This window comes from Advenella incenata, from assembly GCF_004217095.1.
In the GTDB taxonomy this organism is placed as follows: domain Bacteria; phylum Pseudomonadota; class Gammaproteobacteria; order Burkholderiales; family Burkholderiaceae_B; genus Advenella; species Advenella incenata.
The window spans coordinates 839,501-865,144 of the sequence record NZ_SHKO01000002.1; the positions used below are offsets into that span (position 1 = coordinate 839,501).

Genomic DNA, 25,644 nt, shown 5'->3' on the forward strand with positions numbered 1-25,644 from the left:
AAAATTAGAAAATTTTGTAACTAATTGCGTGGCATGCAAAGCTAAACTTTCAATTTGCGAATTTCTTGCCCATAGAGCCCGTAAAATATGGCTTTTTGATTTTTTCTATCACCTGCAATATTCACCAATAAGCCTGCGTCATTATTTCAAATGAAATAAAAAATACAATTTCTTACCTGGTTGCAATGTACAAACCGGAAGCAAGTAACATAAAGTTATCCCGGGTGTATTAAGAAACACCTGCTAACCATTTAATACCTACTAACCGATTGGAGAAAATGATGGATTTGATTTCCGGCCTTCTTGATACTATTTTTAGCATTTTAGACGGGCTCCCAATTATTGGGGATCTCATAGGCAGTGGTGACTTTTTCGTGTAATGCTTTATCAGTAATGCTTTACAGATAGTACTTGGTCGAGCATAAATTATTCATGCTCGACCAATGGCAGGTTTTCTTCAAGGCAAGTGTCGGCACCCGGGAATCAATCCGCGTTTTTGAACGCCAGCGTGTTGAACAACTGCTGTTACCAAGATACGCGATCCTTCGAAATCGCACCCGACGCGTCGGTGAACACGGTAATGTCCCAGCCGTCGCCAACCGCCTGAATGACAGGTATTGCGACGCAAGTTTCGGTGCACAGGGCTGCGATAATCAGTTGCCTGCGGCCAGTCGCTTTGGCGACGTTCACACTATTTATGACTTCACGGCATCGGGCAGCTTGGCGATAACTTTGATCTCGAACTGAAATCCCGACAGCCGTTGTCGCTGGATACGGCGCTTCGCCCCAATATTCGGCAGCCACGTCCCAGGCTCGCTCGAAGTGCTTGTCCGGGTCCACCATGAACACCGTTACATCGATCACATCGCTGAAGCTGCAACCGGCTTCGGCAAGGATGGCATTAAGGTTCCGGAAGGCCAGGCATACTTTCAATCCGTTTTACTTATGTTGGTAATCCCGGCAAGGTAATGATTTAAATAATAATGAATAATCTGGCGTCGCAACTATGTTTAGAATGCTTCAACACATTCATCATTTAACAGCAGGCCCGCGCGCCAGTTACATCATGGCTTGTAGCTCGAAGCGCGCATCAATAACCGACCTTGGGCACCTTTGCCGTGTCGATTACCTTTTGCCATCGCAGCAGATCATCTTGAATCAATCGGGCAAACTGCTGCGGCGTATTATGTTCGACCGTAATGCCGTTTTCAGCAAAAATCTTTTCTGTGTCTTGCGAGGTGGCGATGCGTTCTATCGCCTGATGCAGGCGCTGTACGATAGGCTGCGGCGTACCTGAAGGCACCACCACTCCAAACCACCCAGAAGCAATAAAACCAGGCAGATCCGCTGTATTGGCGCTGGGCACATCGGGAATCAGTGGGGAGCGCAAGGGCGCACCCACGACCAGGCCGCGCAGTTTCCCTGCACGAATATGAGGTGCAAGAATGGTCAGCGTGTCCACACTGACCTGAATCTGGCCACCCAGCAGATCGGATACGGCCTGCGCGCTGCCTTTATAGGGAACATGAAGCAGCTTGATACCAGTCAGATTCTGCAGCAACTCGCCGGATAGATGACACAGGGTACCCATACCACAGGACGAATAGGAAATTTTGCCTGGATCGGCTCTGGCCGCGTCGACCAACTGTTGCAATGACCGGATATCCGTATTGTTGGCATTGACTGCGACGACATTGGGGACCGACGCAAGCAGGGAGACTGGCTGGAAATCCTTTACCGGGTCAAAGCGAAGCGAACCATTCAGGCCGGGCAGAATAGTCAGTTGCCCACTGGTGGCAAGCGACAAGGTATAGCCATCGGCAGCGGCACGCGCAGCAGTTTCTGCAGCAATGGCTGTGCCGGCCCCCGGACGGTTTTCGATAACAACCGGCTGGCCCAGGTCCCGCCCCAACTGTTCCGCGTAATAACGACCGATCAAATCGGCAGCGCCCCCGGGTGGAAACGGCACAATCAGTTTTAGCGCATGGCTGGGCCATGCGGGGTCTGCGGGTTCAGCAGCCTGGGCAAAACCCGTGGTAAAGGCGTGAGTAGCGGCAACGAGCGCGACGGCCAAGAACCGACGCAAGAGGCAAGAGGAGTGCATGTCGAAAATATCCGGAAAGCCAAAGTGGTCAATCGTCAGAAGAAGGCGCCAGTTGGCAAATCCGTTCCGTTCAGATAGTGGTCGCCCAGTACCCGCTCTTTGTAGATGCGCGGGTTGTGCGAGGCGATCACCTTAATGTTGCGCCAGTGCCTGTCCAACGCAGCTTGCGTGGACACGCCACTGCCACTGGCAACATCAATCAGCAGGCTGGCCAGTGTGGCTGCCGTCTCGTCCACCACCACCTTGGCCTCTGAGGCCGCCAGCGTTGACAGACGCGAAGTCTCGTAGGCGTTGGTGTCGTTTCGGTGCTGCCAGGCTCGATCCAGCGCATGGATGGCCCGGTCTGTGCTGGCCAATGCGGCGTTGCGCCAGGCGGCAATGCGTCCGATTGTTGACTGGATCTCGGGTTCCAGCGCGGGCAGATCGGCCAGGCCATGGTAATAGTTGCGCTGGCGCTTGCCGACCAGCGCGAGGGCATCGGCCAGAATGCGATCAACCACGCCGGTAATGATCACGGTCAGGTAGACTTGGTGAAAGGTGAAACCGAACAGTACGCGCGGCCCCCATGGCGTATCTACGGTCGGACGAGGCGGTGTGTCAAATAAATCTTCCGGCGCAACATGCACCCGATCGAATACCGTGGTGCCCGATCCGGTAAGCTTCTGGCCAAAGCCATGCCAGTCATCATCCAGGCGCACGCCCGGGGCATCGGTGGCGACAAAGAACTGTTTTACCGTTCCGGAATCGGGATCCGAGACAGAGGCCAGCAGATAATCGGCGTATAGATTGCCCGTTGAGTAGACTTTCGTGCCGGAGATGCGCCAGCCAGACTGCGTATCGTCCTTTTCCAGTTGCGTGCCAGGCGTGCGTCCGACGGCGCCAGCAGGCTCGCCGGTCAACTCGTTAAATGCCACGCCCAGCGTTTTCCCCTGAGCAACTTGTGGTAGCAAGCGACGCGCGAAAGCGGTGTCAGGCGCAGCAAGATGCTGTTCAACGGCAAAGAAATGATTGCGGAAAATATGGGCAATGTTCGGATCGGCACGGGCCAGGTCGCGCACCACAAAGAACAGTTCTGGTAGCGAAACCCCTGCGCCGCCGTCGGCCTGCGCAAGTCGCAGTGCACCGAATCCCTGCGCCTTGATCTGCACAGCTTCATCTCGGGCCAACCGGTGCTGCACATCGCGTTGCGCTGCGGTTGCCGCAAATTGTTCGAAAAGCGCCACGTAGCCCAGTCGCTTGGTTACCTCGTGCCAATCGAGCAGGGCATCCTGAATCTGCGTCACGCGTGATTGCTGGGCCGCAAGCAGGGCGGCCATTTCCTGTCTGTTTTCATCATTCATACTATGCATTACCCTAAAACTTATGTTGCGGCCGGTTCGGTTGAGCGCGCTAGCTCGCTTGAGTCCGCAAAAGCGCCGGTGCGGGTGCTTGCGTTGGTACTGCCAGCGTTCGCGTGGATCAGTCCCAGATTCTCGCGCAATGTGGAACCCTCATATTCGCGGCGATAACGGCCCGCCTTTTGCAGCTCGGGAATAAGGTGGTCCACCACATCTTGCAGCCCGCTGGTCTGCACATCAATATTCAGGTTGAACCCATCGGCCGCCTGCTGATCGATCCAGTGAATAATGTCCTGCGCCACCTGCTCGGGCGTGCCTACAATGACGCGGTGGCCACCCACCAGATTTCCTCGTACCGCCTGGCGTACGGTCCAGTTGCGTAGCCGCGCTTCGTTAAGAATTTCGCGGCGATGCCAGCGCGATGCGATAGGCACGTTTGGCTCTGCCGCGTCGATTTTGTCGTAGGGCAGGGGCAGGTCAAAAGGCAGATCGTCCGGGTCCAGCGCAAAGTGACGCGCCAGTTCACGGCGCAAGCCTTCATGGTCCAGTTGCTCGTCCAGCTCATCCTTGCGGCGGTTCGCTTCTGCTTCGGTGCTCCCAAGAATGGGAAATAAGCCTGGCATGACCAATAATTGGTCCGGGTTGCGTCCAAAGCCCTTGGCCAGTGCCTTTACATCGGCATAAAATTTTTGTCCGTTTTCCAGGATGCGCTGACCGGTAAACAGGGCATCGGCCCAGCGCGCGCCAAACGCCTTGCTGTCCTCGGATTGCCCGGCCTGGAAAATCACTGGCCGGCCTTGCGGTGATACGGGCGTCGATAGCGCTCCTGCGCTGCGAAAATGCGTGCCCTGCACGTCAATCGGGCGCAGCAGCTGCTTGTCTACGAAGACATTGCGCTGGGCATCGGCAATGACAGCTTCGCCGGGGAACGAGTCCCATAAGCCGGTGACGATCTGCACGAATTCACGGGCGCGCTGGTAACGATCTTCCTGCCCGAACGCGTGGTCAACGCCATAGGCCGCCTGGGCCACAGGCGCCTGGCTGGTAATAATGTTCCATGCCGCGCGTCCTTTGCTGATATGGTCCAGCGAGGCAATTTGCCGGGCAACGGTGTAGGGATGTCCAAACAGGGTCGTTGTGGTGACCACCAGGCCAATATGTTGCGTCACCTGGCTTAACGCGGCATGCAGCGTGAGCGGGTCCAGGGCTCGCCACGGTCGGCTATACGCTTCGGGTACCAGCCCGCCCGGCCCGTCTGCCAGGAACAGCGCATCAATCAGGCCGCGTTCAGCCACTTGCGCAATCTTCACGAACTCATCGATATCAGTCGAGATCGTGGCCGGGTTGGGCAGGGTTTTCCAGGCGGCGTCGTGCCGGCCTGAGGCCAGGACATTGACGCCGAGTCGGATTGCTTTTTTTTCTGACATGGTTTTTCCTTGTCGAAGGAGGTTAGTCAATCAGACGCGCACAACGTGGTCGGCGACTGTAATCTTCTTGGGAAGAATGGCGCGCTCGGCAAGCCAATCGGCCGCACGCTGAAATTGATGCAGGAATGCCGTGTCGTCGGCTTCATAGAAGGTGTTCTGGCGGTTGTAGCCAATCAGGTGATCGCGGACCTCGTCACTGTAGTTGCCTTCTTTCTGCGCCAGGGTTTCCGATTCCCGTGCATTGGCATCTACCCATTTGCCTTCGTCGAGCCAGGCATTGATCACCGCGCGTACCAGGGCGCCGTTCTCTGTAGCAAACTTGCGCAGCGTAACCAGTGAAGAATAATCAATCAGAAAATCAAGATCAGTGCCTTCAAAGAAAATATCTTTGGCATCAAATTTCACACGCGCAATATCCACGGCAGGAGACCACATGGACCAGGCGTCGACTTTGCCCTGGCCAAAGGCGGGAGCCGCATCAGGCGGGTTCAGGTAGACCACCTCTACAGACTTGCGGTCTACGCCGTGCTTTTCCAGGGCTGCGACCAGCAGGAATTCGCCCAGGCCAGAGCGATTGACCGCCACTTTCTTGCCAGCCAGATCTTTGACCGAGTTGATGCCCGAATCCTTCTTGACGATAATGGCGGTGCTACGCGGGTTGTAGACGTTAAATTGTGTAAACACAAGGGGCGAGCCGGCAATAATGGCCGCCAGTGCCGGCGTGGTGCTGCCCCAGAAGCCGAAATCTGCGCTGCCTCCCACTACTGCCTGTAGCGAGGGCGCATGGTTGGGGAAAGGCCCCACCCATTGCACCTTGATGTCCTGCGCAGCCAGGGTCTTCTCGAACTCACCCCGTTCCCGCGCCACCAGGGTCAGCCCGCCGCGGCCATAACCGACCCGCACCGTATCGGTATTGCGGGTGCCCTGGGCGAACCCGTCCTGCGGCAACAGCAGTCCACCTGCGCCCAACGCGCCAAGAGAAAGGGCGCCCAGACCACCTGCTCCCAGGAGCATCCGACGGCGCATGGCGCTGGCCAGAGCCGGTGAAGACAGCGCGGATGCGTTCAGATCAGCCGCTTTGGCTGCAGCGGGCGACGGCGTTGACGCAGAGCTGCTCGCCAGTGTGTCAAGGTCCCTGTTGGTCAATTCTGGGGAAGAAAATCTGGGTTTCATGAAGTATTCCGATTCGACGTTTACGCTAAATAGAGCGTAGGAAGATAAAAAAACTGACTCATTAATATTTCAAATGAAATAATTTTGGGTAAAGCCGGGGCCGCCCTAAGCCTGTTACACAGGCAGGTCAAGGATTTATTGATGCGCGCGAAGCGCCGCGCTTTACGCGGCCTGTAACTGCGAGATATCTACCCCAAGCGCCCGCAAGAGTTCCAGGCGCAGGGTGGCACGGGTCTGCTGGCTTGAAGAGCGGGTTTGATAGCTCTGCGCGATCCGACCATTGCGCATCACGAGGATACGATCAGCCAGATCGATGGCTTCATCCACATCGTGCGTGACCAACAGCACACCGGGGGTGTGGCGCTGTACCAGTTCTTTGACCAGCACATGCATTTTGATGCGGGTCAGGGCGTCCAGGGCGGCAAACGGTTCATCCAGCAGGAGCAATCGGGGTTCACGAACCAGGGCACGGGCAAGTGCGACCCGTTGCGCCTGACCTCCCGAGAGACTGCGCGGCCAGTCGTTTTCCCGGCCCTGCAGCCCGACTTCGCGCAGCGCCGCGATGGCCTGGGCTTTGCCGGATGCATTATCCATCCCCAGCGCGACATTGCGCCATAGCGGTCCCCAGGGAAGCAGCCGGTGTTCCTGGAACACCACTGCCGGATGTGTGGGGCCATTGATGGTGCCGGCATCAATCTGGTCGAGCCGGGCCAATGCCCGCAGCAGTGTGGTCTTGCCGCAGCCACTTTCGCCAAGCAGAGCAACAAACTCGCCCGATTCGATATCCAGATCCAGATTGTCGATGATGATCTGCTCGCCATACTGTCGGCGTAAACCGCGGGTACTGACTGCAAGACGGGTGTTCGATAGGCTGCTCATTGATTGCCATCCTTGTCGAAGTTAGGGTGCCAGGCCAGCAGTTTGCGTTCAAGCGTTTTGGCAACGCTATCGGCGATCACGCCGATAATTGCGTAAATCAGGATGGTTAGCACGATCACATTGGTCTGCAGAAATTCGCGCGCATCCATGGCCAGAAATCCGATGCCTTTGTTGGTCGCGATGGTTTCTGCGATGACCAGTGCCAGCCATGCAACTGCGAGTGCGTAGCGCACGCCTGTCAGGATGGAAGGCATGGCGCCAGGCAGAATGATCCAACGCACCAGTTCACGCCGGCTCAATCCGGTGACACGGCCCACTTCCAGCAATTTCGGGTCAACCTGGCGAATGCCCAGGACCGTATTGATATAAATGGGAAACATCACGGCCAGGGCGACCAGGAAAATCTTGCCTGACTCATCGACGCCGAACCAGACAATAACCAGTGGCAGCAGCGCCATAAACGGGACGGCCCGGATCATCTGCACGGAACGGTCCAGCACCGCTTCGGCTAGGCGAGAGAAACCCACTGCCAGCCCCAGTGCAAATCCGATCGCCCCGCCAATGACAAAACCGACAGCGGCGCGGGCCAGACTGTAGCCCAAATGGACAAGCAGGGTGCCGTTCTGCATGAGTTCAACCCCCGTCTGCGCCACGCTGCTGGGCGCGGGCAGGATCTGCGGCGCGATATAGCCAATGCGAGAAAGCAGTTCCCAGACAGCAAGGATCAGCACCGGTACAATCCAGGAAATGGTTTGTAATTTCAGTTGTGATTTATTGGCGCTTTTCCGGGTGGATGCCTTCCTCGCAATAGTACTGTCCTGGCCTTCGCGGACAAGGGATCGGGGTGGCGCTGATGTGATGACTTCTGAAGATGACATGGCAGATGCACAATACAAATACTTGCGCATTGAACAATTGCAATGCGCTGTGAGTAATCACACTATAAACTGCGTGCTGCCTGCTGTTTAAATACTATATTATTATTTTAATATGCAAGGTTTAGGCATAGCGCTGATGATATGGCACCACGGTGTGATGACTAATCTCTTCAACTTTACTCACACTCGTTGCGCAGCATATCCCTCAAGCGCATTGGGCCATGCAGGTGTCCAGCCGCTGGCTCGCAGCCGCGCGTTCGATAGCCGTTTGCCGCTGGGCGCCCGAAGTTGCCGAGCAGGCAAAGATGCACCCACCATCTGCGCCAGCGCGTCGTATAGCTCGGCCGTTGGCATGGGGCAATTGTCCGTTCCTATGTAAAGTGGTTGAGGATTGGTTATCGTTAGCAAATGCGCGCAGGCGCGTGCAGCATCGTCGATATGAATTCGGTTTGCCCAATGGCCAGGCCCGTCTGGCGCGGTGATCGTGCCTGCCTGCAATCCTTTGAGTAACTGCACCCGCCCCGGGCCGTACAAACCTGACAAACGCAGCGAGACCGCAGCACCTGGCGATAACGACGCATGCAATGCATCTTCGGCTTGCAGCAGCGAAGCGGCCCGAAAGTTCGTGCGCTCAACCGGCGTATCTTCGTCTACCCAATCATCGGACGGCCCCCAAACGGCAGACGACCCTACCAATACACAACGCTGTAGCCGGTTCAGGCAACCGGCGGGCAGGCTGCTCAGCAGCCTTGGCAGGCCAAGCGAGTACACCCCCGTGTAGTGTGCTTCTGTCCTGCTGTCTGGCGATGGGGCATACAGAATATGAGTGATCCCGGAGAATTTTTCTGTGCTTAGGAAAGACAGGCTGTCCGGGTTTAGTAGATCAGCCTCGTGCCATGCAATAATGTTTTCGCGGGCAGGCGTCACCTTGCTGCGGCGCAGACCAATGCATTTCCAATGGGCCGGATCAAACAGCGTCGCTGTCCGTTCACAGAGGTCACCACCTATCAGCAAAAGCGTATTCATATGGGTTACTTAATTACGTATGTGTTTCAATTGTGGATGATTGTTTTCAGCGCTTTAAGATAATCACATCTATCATACGCTCGCTACTTGCACAGCTGAGCATGAAGCGTAAAGCGCGGAGTGTAGATCCTCGTGGACGCATCTTTCTGGCCTGCTTTATCGTGCTTTCAGCATTTTAGACGAGCTCCCGATGATTGGCGGCAGCGAAGACACGGCAGAGATTTTTGGGCAATAGCGGCATTAAGCCAGCAGACCAGTAGCTGCCACGCTTCATTCCAGATACGGCGTCAGCACGCCTGCGATCCATTTCATGAACGCGCGGACCCGGCGCGACAGATTGCGCCGATGTGCCACGACCAGGGACACGGGCAATGCCCGGCGCCGAAAATCGGGCAAAACCTCCACCAGCGTTCCACTCTCCAGATATTGGCCAATTCCTATGCGTGGCGCCTGAATCAGGCCAAGACCGGCCAGGGCAGCAGCTTCGTAGGTCTGCGCGTTATTAACGTGTAGCGCACCCGGCAATTGAAGCGTCGCATAGCTGTCTCTGTCTGGGTACTCCCACCCATAAGGCCTTGCGCCCAGCATCGGCGAAAAATGAACAACCCGATGTTCCTGACGCTTGAGATCTTCCAGTGATAAAGGAACGCCATAGCGCGCCAGATAGGCTGGGCTGGCGGCGTTGATCATGCGTAACTTGCCCAGCGGGCGGGCAATCAGTGTCTCGTCCCCGATGGGACCAAGTCGCAATACGCAGTCAAACCCTTCTTGTACCAGATCGACCTGGCGATCCGTACTCGACATCTCCAGCTCCAGCTCGGGATATGTCTCCATAAAGGCCGGCAGGGCGGGCACGATAGTGGTGCGCGCCAGCTCGCTTGGCAGATCAACGCGCAAGCGTCCGCGCAGTGCCACTTGATCGCCAGCGAACATGGAATGCAGGTCATCCACTTCAGCGAGCAGATCACGGGCACGTGCGTGAAATACCCGTCCGTCTTCTGTCAACTGCACACTACGCGTCGTCCGATGCAGGAGTCTGACACCAAGATCTTCTTCCAGCTTGCGGACCGCGGTTGAGGCTCGTCCTTTCTGGATGCCCAGGCTATCGGCTGCGTGGGTGAAGCTGCCCATTTCCGCCACCGTGATGAAAATGAGGATGGGTTGGAGGTTTTGCATTGTTGTGCCTTGACAGTCCATTGTTCGCTATTAAGAGAACAGTGCGTTCATTTTTATGCTGTTTATCACAATTCAGAGGCACAGTATGCTCCAAATATTGGGAATTGCCCACCGGAGAATCACAAATGTCAAAAACGATGGACCTGTCGCAAGGGTCTGATGCGACGCGCCTGCATGGTGCCCAATGGGCAGGCCGGATAATGAGCACACTTGTCATCATCGTTCTGGTGGTGGACGGCGCTACCCAGCTTTTCGCACCGTTGCAGATCGCGAGCATGTTGCAGGAAACCGGGTTCGCGCTGGAGCTGACTCGCGTCGTTGGCACCATCATTCTTGTCTGCGCCATCCTTTACGCCATCCCAAGCACCGCCTTCCTTGGCGCGATTCTGGTGACCGGGTTCTTGGGCGGCGCCATCTGCGCCCATATCCGTATTGGTGAGTTGGGTTCACCGCCAGAAATCATTAGCCTGCTGCTGGGCGCATTGACATGGGGTGGCCTCTACTTGCGGGATCCGCGTATCCGGGCGCTTTTGCCATTCATTCGTTAATCAATCGGGGCAGTGATCTGCCTCTTAATATCAGGAGAAAGCACATGTTTTTAGTTATGGGAATCACAGGAAAAGTGGGCGGTGCCACCGCAGATCATTTATTGGCGCAAGGCAAGCAAGTGCGCGCGCTCGTACGCAATCGCGAGAAGGCGAATAACTGGGCGAACCGGGGCGTGGAGCTGGTTGACGGTGACTGGAATGATGCGGCAGCCATTGAGCGGGCGCTTAAAGGCGTTGAAGGCGCGTTTGTCATGCTGCCCCCTGTCTGGGCGCCATCGCCCGATTACATAGAAGCAAAGGGCGTGATAGCGAGCTATGTTGAGGCGCTTACCAACGCAGCGCCGCCGCGAGTGGTTGCGCTTTCGTCGATGGGGGCGAACAGAACCAGCAACCACGGGGTGATCGCGGCCTTGACGCTTCTGGAGCAAGGGTTTCGTGACCTGATTGTGCCGACCGCATTTGTGCGCGCAGGCGGATTTTTCGAAAATTTCCTCTACGGCTTACGTGTCGCGCAGGGCGGAACGCTACCGGTCTTCTACAATCCAACAAACCGGAAATCGACCATGGTCGCAACCAATGATATTGGCGCCGAAGTCGCAACGCTTTTGACCGGACCAGCATGGTCAGGGCAGCGCGTGGTCGAGCTCGGTTCGATGGTTTCTGCGGATGAAGTCGCGGCGCAATTGGGTGAGGTCATGAGCCTTGACGTGAAAGCCTTTGCGGTGCCACGTGCTGGATGGGGGCAAACACTCGAACAATTCGGCATCCCGAAGGGCCACAGCGGACCTGCCGAGCAAATGTACGAGGCCGTGAATGCGGGATGGATGGACCTGGGCGTTGCGGGAACGGAGCATGTGACGGGCACGACATCCGCGCGCGATGTCTTCGCGGCAGCGTCGAAGGCCGCAGCAGCGTAGAGGCGCTGATTTTGGGGAGGGCAATTATTCGCTCCTATGCAAAGTGTACTGTCTCATAAAACGCACCGGGAAAAATAATGATAAGCTTGTACCGCTTATAGCAGTCGTTGTTTTTTTATACCAATAATGAATATATGATGCATGGAGACATTTTATGAAATTTCGACTTAAACCCGCATTTGCACTTTTTACCTTGCTAGGGACTATGGGGGGCGGGCTATCGGCAGCCAATGCGAATACGTTGGCGCAAGTGATGGAGCAAAAAGTATTGCGCGTGGCGATTGATCTGAATGCGCCACCTTACGGCATGACAGATGACAAGGTAACAGCGATTGGTTCAGATGTAGAGACTGCGCAATTGATTGCGGACAGTCTGGGGGTAAAGCTTCAGGTGGTGCCGACAACACAGGCCAATCGCATTCCGTTCTTGTTAACCAATAAAGCAGATGTGGTCATTTCCAGTCTGTCGATTACGCCAGAACGCGCCAAAGTGGTTGATTATTCTATTCCCTATGCAGATAACAAAGCGGTGATCGCCGTATCCAAGGATTCACCCATTAAAGAAATGAAAGATCTGGTTGGTAAAACGGTTGTGACCGCCAGAGGGACGACAAATGATCAGCAGGTTACCAAGCAGGCGCCACCCGGCACCAATATTGTTCGTTTTGAAAATGATGCAACGGCCATTACCGCGATTACCAGCGGACAAAGCAGTATTTTTGCCACTGCACCCTCGATCATCGGTGCCTTGAATAAAAAGTATCCAGCCAAAGCAATGGATATTCGAATCGTGATGTCTAGCGCCAAACTAGCCATTGGGGTTGCTAAAAACAACCCGGAAATCAAAGAAAAAATGAATGAACTGGTGCGCGCCAATCTGAAGAATGGCAAGTTAAACGCGATTTATAAGAAATATCACCAAACCGATTTGCCTGCAGATGTAGTTGCGTTGGGCAATTGAGCTGACCTGACGATATTCCCATAAAGGTTAATGTAGCGCTCGTGGGCGTATGGAGCTCAATGCCCCCGTGAGCGCTGCTTGTGGCTCATTTTGAAATAAACCCACTGGAAGTGACAGCGTTCTGTCATTGTACGGCAACGTCTTGTTCGATTTATCCGTGGTCGAGTCCATGCGCCCCAGAATGATTTCGACAGTCGCGGTCATGCCGGCTGTCGCGTAGTCGCCCGGGCGCAGCCCTGCCCGTCGCAAGCGGCCAGACGGTGCAAAACGTTGCGCCGGAACCGGGTTACGAGTCAGTCAACGCCTTTATTACCATGTTCAAGAAAGTGCTGGGAAGTACGCCGGCACAATGCTTCAGAACACGCAACGTCCGCTTGCGACTCCCATCCGTTCACGTCTCAGTTCTGGATCCCTTGTTGCTGTCTGTCATGCCGGATGGATGACGGTCATGCTCAGTGCTCTCGATCAGCATGGCGCGCAAATGCTGGCGTTGGGTTTCGAGTGCTTCTATTTGTCGTTCGAGTATGGCGAGCCGCTTGCGCCGAGCATCTGAAATGTTTGCGCATGCTTTGGCCCCTTCGATTAATAGCATGCAATCGGGAAAGCTGCGAATTTCGTCCAGATTGAAGCCCATCGCCATTAGGCGCTGCAGTTGCTTGACCTGGGTAACGGCCACCGGCGCGAATTCGCGATAACCATTCTCGGCTCGTGTCGAAGCCAGCAGACCGTGCTGATCATAGTGACGAATTGAGCGCACGCTGGTCCCGGTTGCCCGTGCCAGCGCACCGATTTTCAGCGTGGTTGTGGAGATAGTTTGGCTCATGAGTTGAACGATATCATTTTTTGTTTGACTATGACACCAGTGTCAGCGTTTAGGATGCAATCTTTGATTTAACCGGAGTTCAAAATGATATCTTCAAAAGTCTTTATCCACTGGCGAGGCTGGTTGGCTGGGTTGATCCTTATGGGCCTATCTGCAATGGCGCAGGCCGCTGCACAATCCTACACGGTGACCGCGCCTGACGGGGTGGCCATAGCCGTTCAGGAAGCAGGAGACCCGAATGGTCAGCCCATCGTTTTCATTCATGGCTTGCTGGGTAGTCATCTAAGCTGGGAAAAGCAGGTCAATAGCCCCGAACTACAGCGGTACAGACTGATTACCTACGATATGCGTGGCCATGGTATATCCGGCCAGCCCGAACGTGCCGATGCCTACAGCGATGGCCGGCGCTGGGCTGATGATCTGGCTGCGGTCATTGCGGGATCAGGAGCCCGGCAGCCTGTCGTCGTGGGGTGGTCGCTGGGGGCAGCCGTGGTAACGAATTACCTGGCGATATACGGCGACCAGAAGATCGGCGGCGCGGTGTATGTGGGTGGCGTGATCGAGCTGGCGCCCGGGCTGATTGTTTCGCACCCCCGTGTATACAGGGGGATGGCATCGCCTGATTTGAAGACCCACCTTGATGCCGAGCGTGAGTTTGTGCGCCTGTGTTTTGCCAAACAGCCTGACGCCGTCACTTACCAGCGGCTATTGGCCAATGCCGCTATGGCCTCCGAGAACATGCAAAATGCGGTGCAGAAGATGTCGCTAGACGCTCCTAGGGGACTTGGAGCCATGAAAAAGCGGTTGTTGCTAGTCTATGGCGCAGGCGATGCGCTGGTTCAGGCGCAGCCTTCCTTCAAGCGGGCAAAGGAGCTGAACCCCGGAGTGATCGGTAAGTTTTATCCCGAGTCTGGGCATTCTCCCTTTCTTGAAGAGGCAGGGCGTTTCAATCGTGATCTTGCCGCCTTTGTTGACGCTGCTACTGCAAGGCGTTAATGCGACACCGCCATCGCTCTTATTGCAATGCGCTGTGAACGATCGCACTATTAATCGCGTGTTACCTGCTGCTCAAATACCATATGCTAAAAAACAATCCGGAGAAGAAAAAATGAATGAGCTGGTGCGCGCCAATCTGAAGAATGGCAAGTTAAATGCGATTTATAAAAAATATCACCAGACCGATTTGCCTACAGATGTAGTTGCGTTGGGCAATTGGTTTGACTTGCAGTCGATCGCTCAAAGTTAATGCAGCGTTGGTGGGCGTGTGAAAATCTACATGCCCACCAACGCTGCTTTTGGTTCATATTGCAGGGTGCCTGAGTAATCGGGATTGCCCATTAGGGGTTCCAATTCGTATGCCGTGGCTGCCAGTCTCTGACATAGCGGTTGGTATCTGTCGCTACGCAATCTGCAACCCCTTACCCTTTATTTCGATGCCTTTTTTGCTTTCTTTGCCTTCTTGACCTGGCTGCCAGGCGGTTTTGTCAGAATTGCGCTCGCAATAAGATCAAAAAGATAATCCCCCCGCGGCGTAAATGCGGGCTGGTCGCCGACCCAGCCGAGCGCGGACATGAGGGCGAACAGGTCAATCCCTTGCATATCGGGGCGCGCTGTCCCCTCAGCCTGGGCACGCTGCAATAGTCGTGCACCCGCTTCGTGTACTGCTGCGCAGGAAGCGAAAAGCGCGGACTCCGGGTCCTCGTGGGCGCTGGCCATCAAGGCCACCACGCCGCTATAGCTCAGAACGAACGCCACGCCTTCACGAAACCACGACACGAGCGCTTCGTCTGGGGGCGCGGACGTCTCAAGTTCAACTGCCTTTTGCGTGAGTGCGTCCAGGTTTTCGCGCAGCAAGGCGTCGAACAAGGCTTCACGCGTGGGGAAATGGCGTAGCAGGGTGGCCAGCCCCACGCCGGCACGACGTGCGATATCCCGCATGGACGCATCGGCGCCATGCTCGCTAACCACGCCACGCGCGACTGAAAGAACATGGTCGTAATTTTTTTTTGCGTCAGCTCGCATAAATTTCCTTGACAAATGAATCACTGATCCGTATTCTAAATAAACGGATCAGTGATCCGGTTATTTCAATCATGATTAATTTATGATTTTCTTCATGATGTGGATCACTGATCCATAAGATACAGCACATTCGTGCAAATGGGAATAGAAACGTGGCTTTACGCCACAAAAGGAACTGTTATGGGAAAGCTAGAAGGTAAGGTTGCCGTTGTTACGGGTGGATCCAGCGGCATGGCGCTGGCCAGTGCCAAGCGATTTGTTGAAGAGGGCGCCTATGTGTTTATCACCGGCAGAAGGCAAGAGGCACTGGACGAAGCCGTTAAGCTTATCGGTCGAAATGTGACCGGCGTGCGTGCGGACTCGGCTAATTTGGACGATCTTGACCGCCTGTTCGATACAGTTAAGCGGGAGAAGGGAAAGATTGACGTCCTGTATGCAAGTGCCGGTACGGGCGAAGCCGTCCCGTTGGGCGAGATTACCGAGCAGCATTTTGATACGACCTTCAACCTGAATACGCGCGGCACGCTGTTTACGGTTCAGAAGGCGTTGCCGCTATTTAACGATGGCGGGTCGATCTTTATGACCGGGTCTATTGCGTCTGTGAAAGGGTTTCCTGATTTCAGCGTATATGCGGGTAGCAAGGCAGCGTTGCACGCCTTCGCACGCGGCTGGCTTAACGAGTTGAAGGGCAGAAAAATCCGGGTAAATGTGCTCAGTCCCGGGCAGATCGCTACACCGATCCAGGAGCAGCTTTTTGACGAAGCAACCATTCGAGCTTTCGAATCCCTGGTTCCACGCGGCCAGATGGGTAAGCCTGAAGAAATTGCGTCAGCCGCGCTGTTTCTTGCTTCAGACGATTCGAGCTTTGTAAATGGCGTGGAGTTGTATGTTGATGGCGGTACTGCGGCCATCTGAGGTCGCGCCGGGAATGTACAGCCAACAAATAGTGCTCGAAAATCACGCCAAAAGCGTGCGGCCTGGCCCGGTCAACTTGAAAAAGACGATATGGGTTATGCCGATCAACATGGAATCCCGATCACAAGACGGGATTAATTGAGGTGATTGTCCGGCGGTTGCGGTCATATCCGTACCAGCTACCGGTCACCAAATAATGTGGGTCGTGGTTAATCACAAGGTCCACGAAATGGAGAATTAACATGAGTTATTCAATAATTGGTTTTGGTTCGGTAGGCCAGGCGCTTGCCCGGGCATTCGCAAGAAAGAACATCGAAGTAAGCGTTGCCTGCCGACGTGCGCCCGAGGCGTTGACGCAGCAGGCACAAGCGATTGGGCCGACCGTTGTACCCACGACGCTGCAGGAGGCTATCGCGTCCGACATAATCTTCCTGGCAGTGCCGTTTCGGGAACATCGCGAAGTGGCCAAGTTATTGCCAAGCTGGCGTGGTAAGACGATTGTCGATGCGACAAATGCCTATGGTATTCCTGAAGACGAGCTGGAAGGGCAACCGTCGGCCGCCGTTGTGGCCAAGGCGTTTACCGATGCCAGCGTTGTAAAGGGCTTTAACCACCTGGTTGCTGCCGTTCTGGGCGCTGATCCGAGCGTGAATGGCGGCAGCCGTGTCGTGTTTTTATCCAGCGATGATGAACATGCCGTGCCTCCAGTCGCGGCGCTGGCGGAGCAACTGGGTTATGCACCGATTGCGCTGGGGCCACTCAAGGAAGGCGGTGCGCTGGTTCACGGCAGCGGCAATACCTGGGGGAAATTGATTTTCAAGGATCTGGTCAGGTTCAAATAGCGGGGTGGCAAGCATACCTGCACCTGAGCAGGTGTCATTGACCAGCGCCCTTACTGGGTGCTGGTCAATTGCTGCTCGCGGCGCACCCGTGCTTCTTCTTCCAGGCGACTATCTTCCAGTTCCCGCAGCAGGCTTTCCATATCCACGGGGCTGGCATCGGGCTCCACATAGCCGGTCAGTTCGACATCCACGTTAAGTTCGCCCGCTTCGTAAAGCGCCCAGATTTCCTTGCCATAGCTGGCAGACAGAAGCTCCGGGGCAAAGCGCCCGAAATACGCAGCAAGGTTGTTCACATCGCGAACCAGCATTGCGCACGCTTCTGTGTTCGCAGCGGCGTCAACGGCTTGGGGCAGATCAATAATGACCGGGCCATCGGCGGCAAGCAGGATGTTGTATTCGGACAGATCACCGTGTATGACGCCTGCGCAAAGCATGCGTACCACCTGGTTAAGCAGCATGGCGTGTAGTTGCAGCGCACGTTCCTGGGTCAGGTCCACGTCGTTAAGGCGCGGCGCCACATCGCCCTCTGCATCCACGACCAGTTCCATCAGCAATACGCCGTCGGTGCATATATAGGGCTGCGGTACGCGCACGCCGGCATTGGCCAGCTGAAATAATGCGTCCACTTCGGCGTTCTGCCAGACTTCTTCCTGCATCTGGCGGCCGTAGCGGCTGCCTTTTTCCATGGCGCGGGCCTGCCTGCTATTTTGTACCTTGCGGCCGTCCCGGTACGACGCGGCCTGCCGGAAGCTGCGCTGTTTGGCGTCTTTGTACACTTTTGCGCAACGCGTGGCGTCGCCGCTGCGTACCACGTACACGGTGGCTTCTTTGCCGCTCATGAGTTGGCTGAGCACTTCGTCGATAAGGCCTTCTTCAAGGAGCGGCACAAGCCGCTTGGGCACTTTCATGCAACCGCCAATAGTGAGGGGCAGCATAAGTGCTGAATGGGGGGGTGAAACGGAAAAAGGGGGGAAAGAGATGAATTCATGCGCTATTGTAAGGGAGGTGGTAACTCACGGAGCGACAATTTCGATATTTCGCTAATGAAATCAACGACAAAACCCTCTCCGCATAGTCATCCATGGCTTCTGGAGCAGCGTGTTAGGAGAGCATTCATCCCCATTTATGGCTAGAACTGGGCCTTGAACACCAGGAAGTTTTAGCTGGCGCCGGGACCAGAATCGAACCTGTAGCCCTTGCGGCGGGCAATTCCCGGTGCTGCACCGCAATTCATCTCGCCTTAGGCCGCGTCTGTCGCATCGGTATTGGCAAGGCTGTTTAAGCTTTAAAACTGAGTCATTACCCCTTCATGCATAATGAGTGTGCCGTGGGGCAATGAAAGGACAGCAAATAGGGAGGGGCACATTGACGCGCCGATCGGCGCGCTCGCCATTCTATGAATGAAGCCGACGAAAGAATGAATTTTATTCACTTTAAATATGACTAATGCAATATAGACTGCCCCCTTTGCATCACAAATGTCTAGATTGCTGAAATTAAAAGAAGAAAATTTGAGCAGCGTTAAATAGATAAATGTGGGTTATATCCTGGGAATTAAGGCAGCAGCATAATGACTACAGAGTTTACATTTGCCATTAAGAGCACTTGTTTCGATGAAGACTATCGTCCTTCAGACAATACGCGAATTACCACCAACTTTGCCAATCTGGCCAGAGGCGAGAGCCGGCAAGAGAACCTGCGCAATACCCTTAAGATGATTGACAATCGTTTTAATGCCCTGGCGCATTGGGACAACCCCACTGGCGACCGCTATAGCGTCAACCTTGAAATTATCTCAGTTGAAATGCGCTTTGAAGGTCAAAGCAATGGTCGCGACCTGCCTGTGATTGAAATATTAAAGACGAGCGTAGTTGATCGTAAAACCAACGAATGCATTGAGGGTATTGTAGGAAACAATTTTTCTTCGTACGTGCGAGATTATGACTTTAGCGTGCTGCTGCCGGAATACGCCAGGCATCAGCCCGAATTCGGCGCGCCCGAGGATTTTGGACAATTGCATGGCAAGTTGTTCAAGTGCTTTGTGAATTCAAAGACTTACAAGGATAATTTCGCCAAAGCGCCTGTTATATGCCTGAGCGTGTCGAGCAGCAAGACCTATCATCGTTCTGAAAATCAGCACCCCGTGTTGGGCGTGGAATACCACCAAGATGAATATTCATTGACTGACGAGTACTTCAAAAAAATGGGGATGAAGGCCCGCTATTTTATGCCTGCCAATAGTGCGGCGCCGTTGGCCTTTTATTTTTCCGGCGATTTGCTGCGTGATTATACGGACCTTGAGCTCATTAGCACCATCAGCACGATGGACACCTTCCAGAAAATTTATCGGCCAGAGATTTACAACGCAAACTCTATCGCAGGCAAGTCTTATCAGCCGAGTTTGAAGCACCAGGATTATTCGTTGACCCGGATTGTTTACGATCGGGAGGAACGTAGCCGGCTGGCGGCCGAGCAGGGAAGGTATGCAGAGGAGCATTTCATCAAACCATACCGGGCGATTCTTGAGCAATGGTCCGCGCACTCCCATCTTTGAGAACCCAAACACACCATGACTACTATTGTGAAAAAATTATTACCCACTTCAACGGCTGGCAGCCTGCCTAAACCCGCCTGGCTTGCCGAACCGGAAAAACTCTGGTCCCCCTGGAAACTGCAGGAAGAGGGATTGATCGAGGGCAAGCAAGATGCGTTGCGACTGTCTTTACAGGAACAACAGCACGCGGGGATTGATATCGTTAGCGATGGTGAACAAACGCGCCAGCATTTCGTGACAACCTTCATTGAACACCTGGAAGGTGTGGATTTCGAGAACCGCAAGACCGTTAGAATTCGTGATCGCTATGATGCGAGCGTGCCAACGGTCGCGGGTGCCGTCGCCCGGCGCAAGCCCGTGTTTGTTGACGACGCCCGGTTTTTGCGTCAACAGACTAATCAACCGATCAAATGGGCCTTACCGGGTCCCATGACGATGATCGATACCCTGTATGATGCTCACTATCAAAGTCGCGAAAAACTGGCTTGGGAATTTGCCAAGATTCTTAATCAGGAAGCCAAAGAGCTGGAGGCTGCGGGTGTCGATATCATCCAATTTGACGAACCCGCTTTCAATGTGTTCTTTGATGAGGTGAATGATTGGGGTGTCGCTACGCTGGAAAGAGCCATTGAAGGACTAAAGTGTGAAACCGCGGTTCATATTTGCTATGGCTACGGCATCAAAGCGAATACGGATTGGAAAAAGACGCTGGGATCCGAGTGGCGGCAGTATGAAGAAGCGTTCCCCAAGTTGCAGAAGTCCAGTATCGATATTGTCTCGCTGGAATGCCAAAACTCGCGCGTTCCCATGGATCTGATCGAACTGATTCGCGGTAAAAAAGTGATGGTGGGCGCCATTGATGTGGCCACAAACACCATTGAAACACCCGCTGAAGTGGCCGATACGCTGCGAAAAGCCCTGCAGTTCGTGGATGCCGATAAGCTCTATCCGTGCACCAATTGCGGCATGGCGCCATTGTCGCGTAGCGTCGCCAGAGGCAAGCTAAATGCGTTGAGTGCCGGAGCGGACATCGTTCGCAGGGAACTGGCCAACTGATTTTCTGTTGGGGCATGGTCGTTGCGAGCTGCTCGTGACGACCAGGCACGGGCTAAGGACGAACGTCTGGCTACCTGGCCGGACTGCTTTCCCTTAGCACTTTCAAGCTACTTCCTGTATTTCAATTGCATCATGTCACTTTCCACTACTGCGATTGAGCCTTTGCGTTTTCGCGAAGCGCTCGGGCACTACGCTTCCGGCATCACGGTGATCACATCGCACTTCGAAGACGAGCCCATTGGCTTTACCTGCCAGTCGTTTCATAGCGTGTCCATGGACCCGCCGCTGGTGTCGTTCAACGTGATGACGCGTTCGGCCAGCTATCCCAAAATTCGCCAGGCAGGTCGCTTCGTTGTCAATATTCTGTCCGACGAGCAGGTGGCGCTTTCCAGGCAGTTCGCCCAAAGCGGCACGGACAAGTGGCGCGACGTCCAGTGGCAGGCGTCGCCCCTGGGTAGCCCGATCCTTGCCGGCTGCCTTCACTGGCTTGATTGCGAAATATATGCTGAATACGCTGCCGGGGATCACTTGATTGTTATTGGTCAAGTGAAATCGTTGAAGTTGCAGGAGGATGCCCGCTTGCAGCCGTTGCTGTATTTCAAAGGGCAGTATCGAAACATCGCCACGCCTTGCGCAGTTTGACAGTGTCAGCGAGCAGTCTATGTTACGGCGTAACCCCTTCTATCTGCGCCAGGATAGGTTCGACCTGTTGACGCAGCCATTCGGACGCCGGGTCTCGATCTGAATGCGCCGCCCAAACCATCGAAATGGGTGTCACGGTAAAGTCGAACGGCACCGGACTGGTCGCCAGCCCCATCAATGGCCCGTAGCAGTTGGCGATCCGTGACGGCAGGGTGGTAATGACTGGCGTGGACATAACGGTGCTGAGCACGGTCAGAAACTCCGGCGCCGCCATAACCACATCGACTTCCACGTTGGCGGTGCGCATCGCATACTCCAAACAGCCGCGGATACTCGCGTTTTGGGAAACCAACGCATGCCGCTGCGCCAGGTAGGCGCTCTGGCTGATAGGCACCGCCAGATCAAGCAATTTGGGGTTGAAGCAGCACGTTAGTGATTGTTCAAAGAGCAATTTGCGGCGGTGCCGCTCGGCGCCGTCGCCAAAACAGCCGACCGCCAGATCGATCACGCCATCATCTAACATCCGGTGTACCTCGTCCGGCTGTGCCGGTCGTGCCAACAGTTTGATGCCCGGCGCGTAGCTTTGAACCTGGGCGGTCAGGCTCGGCATCAGCAGAACCTCCAACTCGCTCGAAAAGCCGATTGAGAACGTCCGCGTTTCTTCCTGCGGGCGGAAGGTTTCGCGTGTCGTGATGGCATGCTGTGCCTGCTCGAGCAGCCGGCCGATCGGCAACGCCAGGGCGAGCGCGCGCGGCGTCGGTTTCATCACCTGCCCGACGCGGATGAAGAGCTCGTCATCCAGCAGCAGGCGCAGCGTACTGAGGTTATGACTCATCGCCGACTGCTTGATTTTCAGACGGGTTGCCGCGCGGGTGACGCTGTGCTCGCGCATCAGGGCGTCAAAGGCCACCAGCAAATTCAGGTCGAAAGACCATAAATTGAAATGATCGATGGAGGACATTATTTGAATCGATTTGTTAAATACATACCGCAAGTTTAAACTACAAACATGATTTCAACCAGCGGGATTTTCAACATGATTCATCCGAACAAAACGTACAAGATAGGCGACGTTACCGTCACAAAAATCGAAGAAATGCGCCTGAATGTGGCAACACCGGCATTCCTCTACCCGAACTGGGACGCAGCCGAACTTAACCCTAATCTGCACTGGCTGACGCCAAGTAATATGGACGCAGGCACCGGTAATCTGATCCAGAGCATCCATGCCTGGCTGGTGCGCACGCCAGAGCATACTATCCTGATCGATACCGGCTCGGGCAACGACAAGGAGCGGCCACGCAACCCGATTTTTCACCAACTGAGCACGCCCTTCCTGCAACGCCTTGCCGCCGCAGGCGTGCAGCCCGAAGACGTTGACTACGTGCTGCACACCCACCTGCATGTCGATCACGTCGGCTGGAACACGCAACTGATCGACGGCCGCTGGGTGCCGACCTTTCCTAATGCCCGCCACGTGTTCTCTCAGGCGGAAGAGGACTACTACGGCAGCCCTGACAGCCACAACGAAGTGAACGTGCCCAGCTTCGGCGTGTTCGAGGATAGCGTGGCGCCGATCATCGCCTCCGGCCAGGCCGAACGCATCAGCAACGAGGGCGGTGACTACCTGGAGCACTTTAGCTTCCGTCCGACCAAGGGTCACAGCATCGGCCATATGTCGATCGAACTGTGCTCCAGGGGTGAGACAGCGCTGTTCACCGGCGATGTGATGCACCACCCAATGCAAGTGGTGCGACCGGACTGGAACTCGGTATTTTGCGAGTGGCAGGAGGCCGCGCGCGCATCGCGCCGCTGGGTGCTGGAGCAAGGCGCCGAACACAATATGCTGCTGTTTACCCCGCACTTTGCGGAAACCTCAGCCGGCTATGTGACACGTCAGGGCGATCGTTTCGCCTGGCGCTACGAGTAATGGATCAGGAGCTACTTATCATGAGTGAGAACATTGTTATCAACGGAACCGAAGTTATCTTCGAGCAACTGCGCGTTGCCACCAGCACACCAGGCATCGACCTGTACGTGCGCAATAAGCGCTCCGCTGCGTTAAAGACATTTACGCCGGAACGCACGATTGTGATGGTGCATGGCGCCACCTTCTCGTCCGGCAGTCTGTACGACGTACCGTTCAATGGCATGTCGTTCATCGACTACCTCGCCGCCGCGGGCTATGACGTCTACGCGCTGGATGTACGCGGTTACGGCCATTCGGCTCGGCCGCCGGAAATGGAGCTGCCGGCCGAGCAGAGCCAGCCAGTAGTCAAGACCGATACCGGCGTGGCGGACCTTGGCACCGTGGTCGACTATGTGCTGAAACGGCGCAGTCTGCAGAAAGTGTCCGTGTTTGGCATGTCCTGGGGCGGCACGGTCGCAGGCGCCTATACCAGCCGCAATAACGACAAGGTGCATAAGCTGGCCCTGCTTGCGCCACAGTGGCTGAGCGACAAGCCGATTCCGATCGACGCCGGCGGCAAACTCGACGCCTGGCGCCTGGTCCCGGTGCGGCAGAGCAAGGAACGGTGGCTGAGCACCGCGCCGGAACAGGGCCGTGCATCCCTGGTGCCGGAAGGCTGGTTCGAGCAATGGGCTGACTTCACCCTGGCCGAGGATCCGTGGAGCCGCGAGCGCACGCCGGACCAACTGCGCGCAAGCAACGGCCCAATCCAGGACATCCGCGACTATTGGCGCGCCGGGCGCAAGTATTATGAGCCAGCCGACATCCGGGTGCCGGTGCTGCTGGTTCACGGCGAGTGGGACGTAGACGTGCCGATCGATCTTGCACAGGCGCTGTTTTCTGAGCTTCGCAATGCGCCATATCGTCAGTGGGCGGAAATTGGCGAGGCCACCCATCTGCTGTTGCTGGAGAAGAATCGCTTGCTGGCGTTTCAGGCGGTCCGGGACTTCTACGACCGCAGTTACACGCCAGAGACTGCGCAGCACGCACACCAGGCTTCACACGTTGCAGAGCTAAATCCGCTCTGAACGCTGGTATTTGTTAGGGTTTTTAGAGTGGCGCCCCGTGCCGGAATCGAACCGGCACGCATTGCGGCGGGGGATTTTGAGGCGTTGTAGCTGCACTGTGCCGGAAGTTCGGCACAGTGCAAGAATGACGATGACTGGAAAACGCGATGTTTACCTAATCATAGCGCCTCAGATAGAAGACCATAAGTCTGCATCGCAGCTGGTGTATAGCGCAAACCGGCAGCTGCTTGCGGCGCAAAAGCTTTTTCCACCGAAGACATTCAAGAGCCATAAGGGAGGTAGCAAAACCGTGGAGCAAGAATTTCTGTATCGGGTTAATGAAATGAACGACAAGCCGTCGCCGCATAGTCGGACATGGCGTCTACATGCGCATTTGAGCGTCACGGCTGGCTCCCGGAGACTGGCCTGTTATACGTTTGAAAGCGCGACTGAATGCGGCCTGAGACGTATAACCCAGCCGCTGTGCTACGGCGTCAATAGATACTTTGTCATGAGCCAACCATTGACTGGCCAGACGCATTTGCAACTGCGTGGCATAGCGTAAGGGTGGCACACCGATAGTGGCCTGGAATCGTTGCGCGAAAACGGAGCGAGAAATGTGTGATTCTGCGGCCAGCTCTGCGACAGTCCAATCACGGCCGGGTTGCCGGTGCAATGCCAGTATGGCGCGAGCCAGCCGGGGATCACGTAGCGCAGCGACCAGACCAGAGGCGTTCTCGCAACCGCATTCGATCCAGCCACGCACAATCATCGCCGCCGCCACCTCAGCCAGCCGTGCCATAATGCCGGCAAAACCGATTCGACCTGCGCAAATTTCACGTTTCATAGAATCAAGAATAGGCACTAAACCGGGGTAGCGTTCTGCCTGCGTGTCAGCCACCATAACGGTCGGCATCAGTTTACCTAACCCCTGCATACCGCCAAGATCAAACTCCATACAACCATAAAACAGAATCGCGCTTGGCGTGGGTTGCGTACTTGGGCAAGTGTTTACACCGCTGACCGTCTCTCCAAGAGGCGCAGCACCGAAGTTGTCGATATTGTGAACGGGAGTCTCTGGTTCGGATAGCAGCTGATGCGCTGCGCCCTGGGGAATTAACACCGCGTTGCCGGCTGACAACTCGTGCATGACCCCATCTTCGGTTCGCAAGATCGCTTTACCGACAGCCAGGAAATGGAAGTAAGCGTGTCCTACTTTGGGCTCAAAACCGATCCCAAAGCTTGGGCCTGTTTGAATGCGGCGGTACTGTACTCCGCGCAGGCGCATGCCGGCTAGTAGTTCGCTAATGAGTTCTGAGGATAGGGCGAATGGATTTTTCTGTGTCATTTCAGGAGTTTTGATCAAAACATCAAGACTTTTCATCATA

25 protein-coding genes and 1 pseudogene are annotated in these 25,644 nt (G+C 55.3%); 12 read left to right on the top strand and 14 right to left on the bottom strand.

The annotated features are described in order from the left end of the window. Positions 1 to 695: 695 nt before the first annotated feature. The 9 genes and pseudogenes from EV681_RS15130 to EV681_RS15170 form a co-directional block, all read right to left on the bottom strand. Positions 696 to 930 (bottom strand): annotated as a pseudogene (locus EV681_RS15130) (Rid family hydrolase); the annotation flags it as partial. 160 nt (positions 931 to 1,090) lie between these two features. Beyond that, positions 1,091 to 2,104 (bottom strand): Bug family tripartite tricarboxylate transporter substrate binding protein, encoded by a 1,014-nt coding sequence (locus tag EV681_RS15135; RefSeq protein WP_130304457.1) that lies wholly within the window; start codon positions 2,102 to 2,104, stop codon positions 1,091 to 1,093. Positions 2,105 to 2,139: 35 nt separating this feature from the next. After that, positions 2,140 to 3,444, bottom strand: coding sequence for an acyl-CoA dehydrogenase family protein (locus tag EV681_RS15140; protein WP_165393069.1), 1,305 nt, complete (start codon positions 3,442 to 3,444; stop codon positions 2,140 to 2,142). A 20-nt stretch (positions 3,445 to 3,464) separates the two neighbouring features. Continuing rightward, the gene (locus tag EV681_RS15145; protein WP_130304459.1) at positions 3,465 to 4,868 is read right to left on the bottom strand and encodes an NtaA/DmoA family FMN-dependent monooxygenase; all 1,404 of its coding nucleotides are present in this window, start codon (positions 4,866 to 4,868) and stop codon (positions 3,465 to 3,467) included. Between the two features lie 30 nt (positions 4,869 to 4,898). Beyond that, positions 4,899 to 5,894 (bottom strand): NrtA/SsuA/CpmA family ABC transporter substrate-binding protein, encoded by a 996-nt coding sequence (locus EV681_RS15150; protein WP_130304637.1) that lies wholly within the window; start codon positions 5,892 to 5,894, stop codon positions 4,899 to 4,901. Positions 5,895 to 6,203: 309 nt separating this feature from the next. Beyond that, a complete protein-coding gene (locus EV681_RS15155; RefSeq protein WP_130304460.1) occupies positions 6,204 to 6,920 on the bottom strand; it encodes an ABC transporter ATP-binding protein in 717 nt (238 codons plus the stop codon). Further along, positions 6,917 to 7,798, bottom strand: coding sequence for an ABC transporter permease subunit (locus tag EV681_RS15160; RefSeq protein WP_130304461.1), 882 nt, complete (start codon positions 7,796 to 7,798; stop codon positions 6,917 to 6,919). Before EV681_RS15160 ends, EV681_RS15155 begins: the two co-directional genes overlap by 4 nt. Positions 7,799 to 7,978: 180 nt before the next feature. Beyond that, positions 7,979 to 8,824, bottom strand: a complete 846-nt coding sequence (locus tag EV681_RS15165; protein WP_130304462.1) for an NAD-dependent epimerase/dehydratase family protein — start codon at positions 8,822 to 8,824, stop codon at positions 7,979 to 7,981. Positions 8,825 to 9,094: 270 nt separating this feature from the next. Next, the gene (locus EV681_RS15170; RefSeq protein WP_130304463.1) at positions 9,095 to 10,000 is read right to left on the bottom strand and encodes a LysR family transcriptional regulator; all 906 of its coding nucleotides are present in this window, start codon (positions 9,998 to 10,000) and stop codon (positions 9,095 to 9,097) included. Between the two features lie 125 nt (positions 10,001 to 10,125). Between EV681_RS15170 and EV681_RS15175 the strand changes: the two genes are divergently transcribed. The 3 genes from EV681_RS15175 (at position 10,126) to EV681_RS15185 (ending at position 12,426) form a co-directional block, all read left to right on the top strand. Continuing rightward, on the top strand, positions 10,126 to 10,548 hold the full coding sequence (locus EV681_RS15175; RefSeq protein ID WP_130304464.1) for a DoxX family protein: 423 nt from the start codon (positions 10,126 to 10,128) through the stop codon (positions 10,546 to 10,548). A gap of 44 nt (positions 10,549 to 10,592) precedes the next feature. Further along, positions 10,593 to 11,465 carry an NmrA family NAD(P)-binding protein gene (locus EV681_RS15180; RefSeq protein ID WP_130304465.1) on the top strand — a complete coding sequence of 291 codons (873 nt, stop codon included), beginning with the start codon at positions 10,593 to 10,595 and terminating at the stop codon, positions 11,463 to 11,465. A gap of 253 nt (positions 11,466 to 11,718) precedes the next feature. After that, positions 11,719 to 12,426: a transporter substrate-binding domain-containing protein gene (locus EV681_RS15185; RefSeq protein WP_242612269.1), complete on the top strand. Its 708-nt coding sequence runs from the start codon at positions 11,719 to 11,721 to the stop codon at positions 12,424 to 12,426. Between the two features lie 391 nt (positions 12,427 to 12,817). Here the strand turns inward: EV681_RS15185 and EV681_RS15195 are convergent, their stop codons facing one another. Next, a complete protein-coding gene (locus EV681_RS15195) occupies positions 12,818 to 13,249 on the bottom strand; it encodes a MerR family transcriptional regulator (protein ID WP_128396605.1) in 432 nt (143 codons plus the stop codon). A gap of 84 nt (positions 13,250 to 13,333) precedes the next feature. On the opposite strand from EV681_RS15195, the gene EV681_RS15200 reads away from it, so the two are divergent. Together EV681_RS15200 and EV681_RS15205 are read left to right on the top strand one after the other, a co-directional pair. Beyond that, positions 13,334 to 14,245, top strand: a complete 912-nt coding sequence (locus EV681_RS15200) for an alpha/beta fold hydrolase (protein ID WP_128396606.1) — start codon at positions 13,334 to 13,336, stop codon at positions 14,243 to 14,245. Between the two features lie 34 nt (positions 14,246 to 14,279). Further along, positions 14,280 to 14,495 carry a hypothetical protein gene (locus EV681_RS15205; RefSeq protein WP_130304466.1) on the top strand — a complete coding sequence of 72 codons (216 nt, stop codon included), beginning with the start codon at positions 14,280 to 14,282 and terminating at the stop codon, positions 14,493 to 14,495. Between the two features lie 179 nt (positions 14,496 to 14,674). Here EV681_RS15205 and EV681_RS15210 read toward each other — a convergent pair whose 3' ends face one another. Beyond that, positions 14,675 to 15,271 carry a TetR/AcrR family transcriptional regulator gene (locus EV681_RS15210; protein ID WP_130304467.1) on the bottom strand — a complete coding sequence of 199 codons (597 nt, stop codon included), beginning with the start codon at positions 15,269 to 15,271 and terminating at the stop codon, positions 14,675 to 14,677. A gap of 180 nt (positions 15,272 to 15,451) precedes the next feature. Between EV681_RS15210 and EV681_RS15215 the strand changes: the two genes are divergently transcribed. Further along, positions 15,452 to 16,186 carry an SDR family NAD(P)-dependent oxidoreductase gene (locus tag EV681_RS15215; RefSeq protein ID WP_130304468.1) on the top strand — a complete coding sequence of 245 codons (735 nt, stop codon included), beginning with the start codon at positions 15,452 to 15,454 and terminating at the stop codon, positions 16,184 to 16,186. A 242-nt stretch (positions 16,187 to 16,428) separates the two neighbouring features. Then, positions 16,429 to 17,028 (top strand): NADPH-dependent F420 reductase, encoded by a 600-nt coding sequence (locus EV681_RS15220; protein WP_130304469.1) that lies wholly within the window; start codon positions 16,429 to 16,431, stop codon positions 17,026 to 17,028. Between the two features lie 50 nt (positions 17,029 to 17,078). Here the strand turns inward: EV681_RS15220 and EV681_RS15225 are convergent, their stop codons facing one another. Continuing rightward, positions 17,079 to 17,936: a PA4780 family RIO1-like protein kinase gene (locus tag EV681_RS15225; RefSeq protein WP_128396611.1), complete on the bottom strand. Its 858-nt coding sequence runs from the start codon at positions 17,934 to 17,936 to the stop codon at positions 17,079 to 17,081. Between the two features lie 662 nt (positions 17,937 to 18,598). Here EV681_RS15225 and EV681_RS15230 point away from each other — a divergent pair. The 3 genes from EV681_RS15230 (at position 18,599) to EV681_RS15240 (ending at position 21,280) form a co-directional block, all read left to right on the top strand. Then, positions 18,599 to 19,582 carry a DUF1852 domain-containing protein gene (locus EV681_RS15230; protein WP_130304470.1) on the top strand — a complete coding sequence of 328 codons (984 nt, stop codon included), beginning with the start codon at positions 18,599 to 18,601 and terminating at the stop codon, positions 19,580 to 19,582. 27 nt (positions 19,583 to 19,609) lie between these two features. Next, the gene (locus EV681_RS15235; protein WP_207227080.1) at positions 19,610 to 20,638 is read left to right on the top strand and encodes a methionine synthase; all 1,029 of its coding nucleotides are present in this window, start codon (positions 19,610 to 19,612) and stop codon (positions 20,636 to 20,638) included. Positions 20,639 to 20,770: 132 nt separating this feature from the next. Further along, the gene (locus EV681_RS15240) at positions 20,771 to 21,280 is read left to right on the top strand and encodes a flavin reductase family protein (protein WP_130304471.1); all 510 of its coding nucleotides are present in this window, start codon (positions 20,771 to 20,773) and stop codon (positions 21,278 to 21,280) included. A 22-nt stretch (positions 21,281 to 21,302) separates the two neighbouring features. Here EV681_RS15240 and EV681_RS15245 read toward each other — a convergent pair whose 3' ends face one another. Continuing rightward, the gene (locus EV681_RS15245) at positions 21,303 to 22,241 is read right to left on the bottom strand and encodes a LysR substrate-binding domain-containing protein (RefSeq protein WP_128396614.1); all 939 of its coding nucleotides are present in this window, start codon (positions 22,239 to 22,241) and stop codon (positions 21,303 to 21,305) included. Between the two features lie 75 nt (positions 22,242 to 22,316). Here EV681_RS15245 and EV681_RS15250 point away from each other — a divergent pair, with 75 nt between their 5' ends. Next, entirely contained in the window at positions 22,317 to 23,210 is an 894-nt protein-coding gene (locus tag EV681_RS15250; RefSeq protein ID WP_130304472.1) for an MBL fold metallo-hydrolase, read from the top strand. Between the two features lie 20 nt (positions 23,211 to 23,230). Continuing rightward, positions 23,231 to 24,277, top strand: a complete 1,047-nt coding sequence (locus EV681_RS15255) for an alpha/beta hydrolase (protein ID WP_130304473.1) — start codon at positions 23,231 to 23,233, stop codon at positions 24,275 to 24,277. A 361-nt stretch (positions 24,278 to 24,638) separates the two neighbouring features. On the opposite strand, the gene EV681_RS15260 is transcribed toward EV681_RS15255, so the two are convergent. Continuing rightward, positions 24,639 to 25,643: an AraC family transcriptional regulator gene (locus EV681_RS15260; RefSeq protein WP_130304474.1), complete on the bottom strand. Its 1,005-nt coding sequence runs from the start codon at positions 25,641 to 25,643 to the stop codon at positions 24,639 to 24,641. Position 25,644: the final 1 nt, after the last annotated feature.

Excerpts from the sequence above, each read along its gene's own strand:
- EV681_RS15135 (WP_130304457.1), bottom strand. The coding sequence starts at position 2,104 with ATGCACTCCTCTTGCCTCTTGCGTCGGTTCTTGGCCGTCGCGCTCGTT.
- EV681_RS15175 (WP_130304464.1), top strand. The coding sequence starts at position 10,126 with ATGTCAAAAACGATGGACCTGTCGCAAGGGTCTGATGCGACGCGCCTG.
- EV681_RS15160 (WP_130304461.1), bottom strand. The coding sequence starts at position 7,798 with ATGTCATCTTCAGAAGTCATCACATCAGCGCCACCCCGATCCCTTGTC.
- EV681_RS15145 (WP_130304459.1), bottom strand. The coding sequence starts at position 4,868 with ATGTCAGAAAAAAAAGCAATCCGACTCGGCGTCAATGTCCTGGCCTCA.
- EV681_RS15250 (WP_130304472.1), top strand. The coding sequence starts at position 22,317 with ATGATTCATCCGAACAAAACGTACAAGATAGGCGACGTTACCGTCACA.
- EV681_RS15260 (WP_130304474.1), bottom strand. The coding sequence starts at position 25,643 with ATGATGAAAAGTCTTGATGTTTTGATCAAAACTCCTGAAATGACACAG.
- EV681_RS15215 (WP_130304468.1), top strand. The coding sequence starts at position 15,452 with ATGGGAAAGCTAGAAGGTAAGGTTGCCGTTGTTACGGGTGGATCCAGC.
- EV681_RS15150 (WP_130304637.1), bottom strand. The coding sequence starts at position 5,894 with ATGCGCCGTCGGATGCTCCTGGGAGCAGGTGGTCTGGGCGCCCTTTCT.
- EV681_RS15210 (WP_130304467.1), bottom strand. The coding sequence starts at position 15,271 with ATGCGAGCTGACGCAAAAAAAAATTACGACCATGTTCTTTCAGTCGCG.
- EV681_RS15245 (WP_128396614.1), bottom strand. The coding sequence starts at position 22,241 with ATGTCCTCCATCGATCATTTCAATTTATGGTCTTTCGACCTGAATTTG.
- EV681_RS15200 (WP_128396606.1), top strand. The coding sequence starts at position 13,334 with ATGATATCTTCAAAAGTCTTTATCCACTGGCGAGGCTGGTTGGCTGGG.
- EV681_RS15155 (WP_130304460.1), bottom strand. The coding sequence starts at position 6,920 with ATGAGCAGCCTATCGAACACCCGTCTTGCAGTCAGTACCCGCGGTTTA.
- EV681_RS15180 (WP_130304465.1), top strand. The coding sequence starts at position 10,593 with ATGTTTTTAGTTATGGGAATCACAGGAAAAGTGGGCGGTGCCACCGCA.
- EV681_RS15255 (WP_130304473.1), top strand. The coding sequence starts at position 23,231 with ATGAGTGAGAACATTGTTATCAACGGAACCGAAGTTATCTTCGAGCAA.
- EV681_RS15165 (WP_130304462.1), bottom strand. The coding sequence starts at position 8,824 with ATGAATACGCTTTTGCTGATAGGTGGTGACCTCTGTGAACGGACAGCG.
- EV681_RS15195 (WP_128396605.1), bottom strand. The coding sequence starts at position 13,249 with ATGAGCCAAACTATCTCCACAACCACGCTGAAAATCGGTGCGCTGGCA.
- EV681_RS15170 (WP_130304463.1), bottom strand. The coding sequence starts at position 10,000 with ATGCAAAACCTCCAACCCATCCTCATTTTCATCACGGTGGCGGAAATG.
- EV681_RS15140 (WP_165393069.1), bottom strand. The coding sequence starts at position 3,444 with ATGAATGATGAAAACAGACAGGAAATGGCCGCCCTGCTTGCGGCCCAG.
- EV681_RS15220 (WP_130304469.1), top strand. The coding sequence starts at position 16,429 with ATGAGTTATTCAATAATTGGTTTTGGTTCGGTAGGCCAGGCGCTTGCC.
- EV681_RS15230 (WP_130304470.1), top strand. The coding sequence starts at position 18,599 with ATGACTACAGAGTTTACATTTGCCATTAAGAGCACTTGTTTCGATGAA.
- EV681_RS15240 (WP_130304471.1), top strand. The coding sequence starts at position 20,771 with ATGTCACTTTCCACTACTGCGATTGAGCCTTTGCGTTTTCGCGAAGCG.
- EV681_RS15225 (WP_128396611.1), bottom strand. The coding sequence starts at position 17,936 with ATGAAAGTGCCCAAGCGGCTTGTGCCGCTCCTTGAAGAAGGCCTTATC.
- EV681_RS15185 (WP_242612269.1), top strand. The coding sequence starts at position 11,719 with ATGGAGCAAAAAGTATTGCGCGTGGCGATTGATCTGAATGCGCCACCT.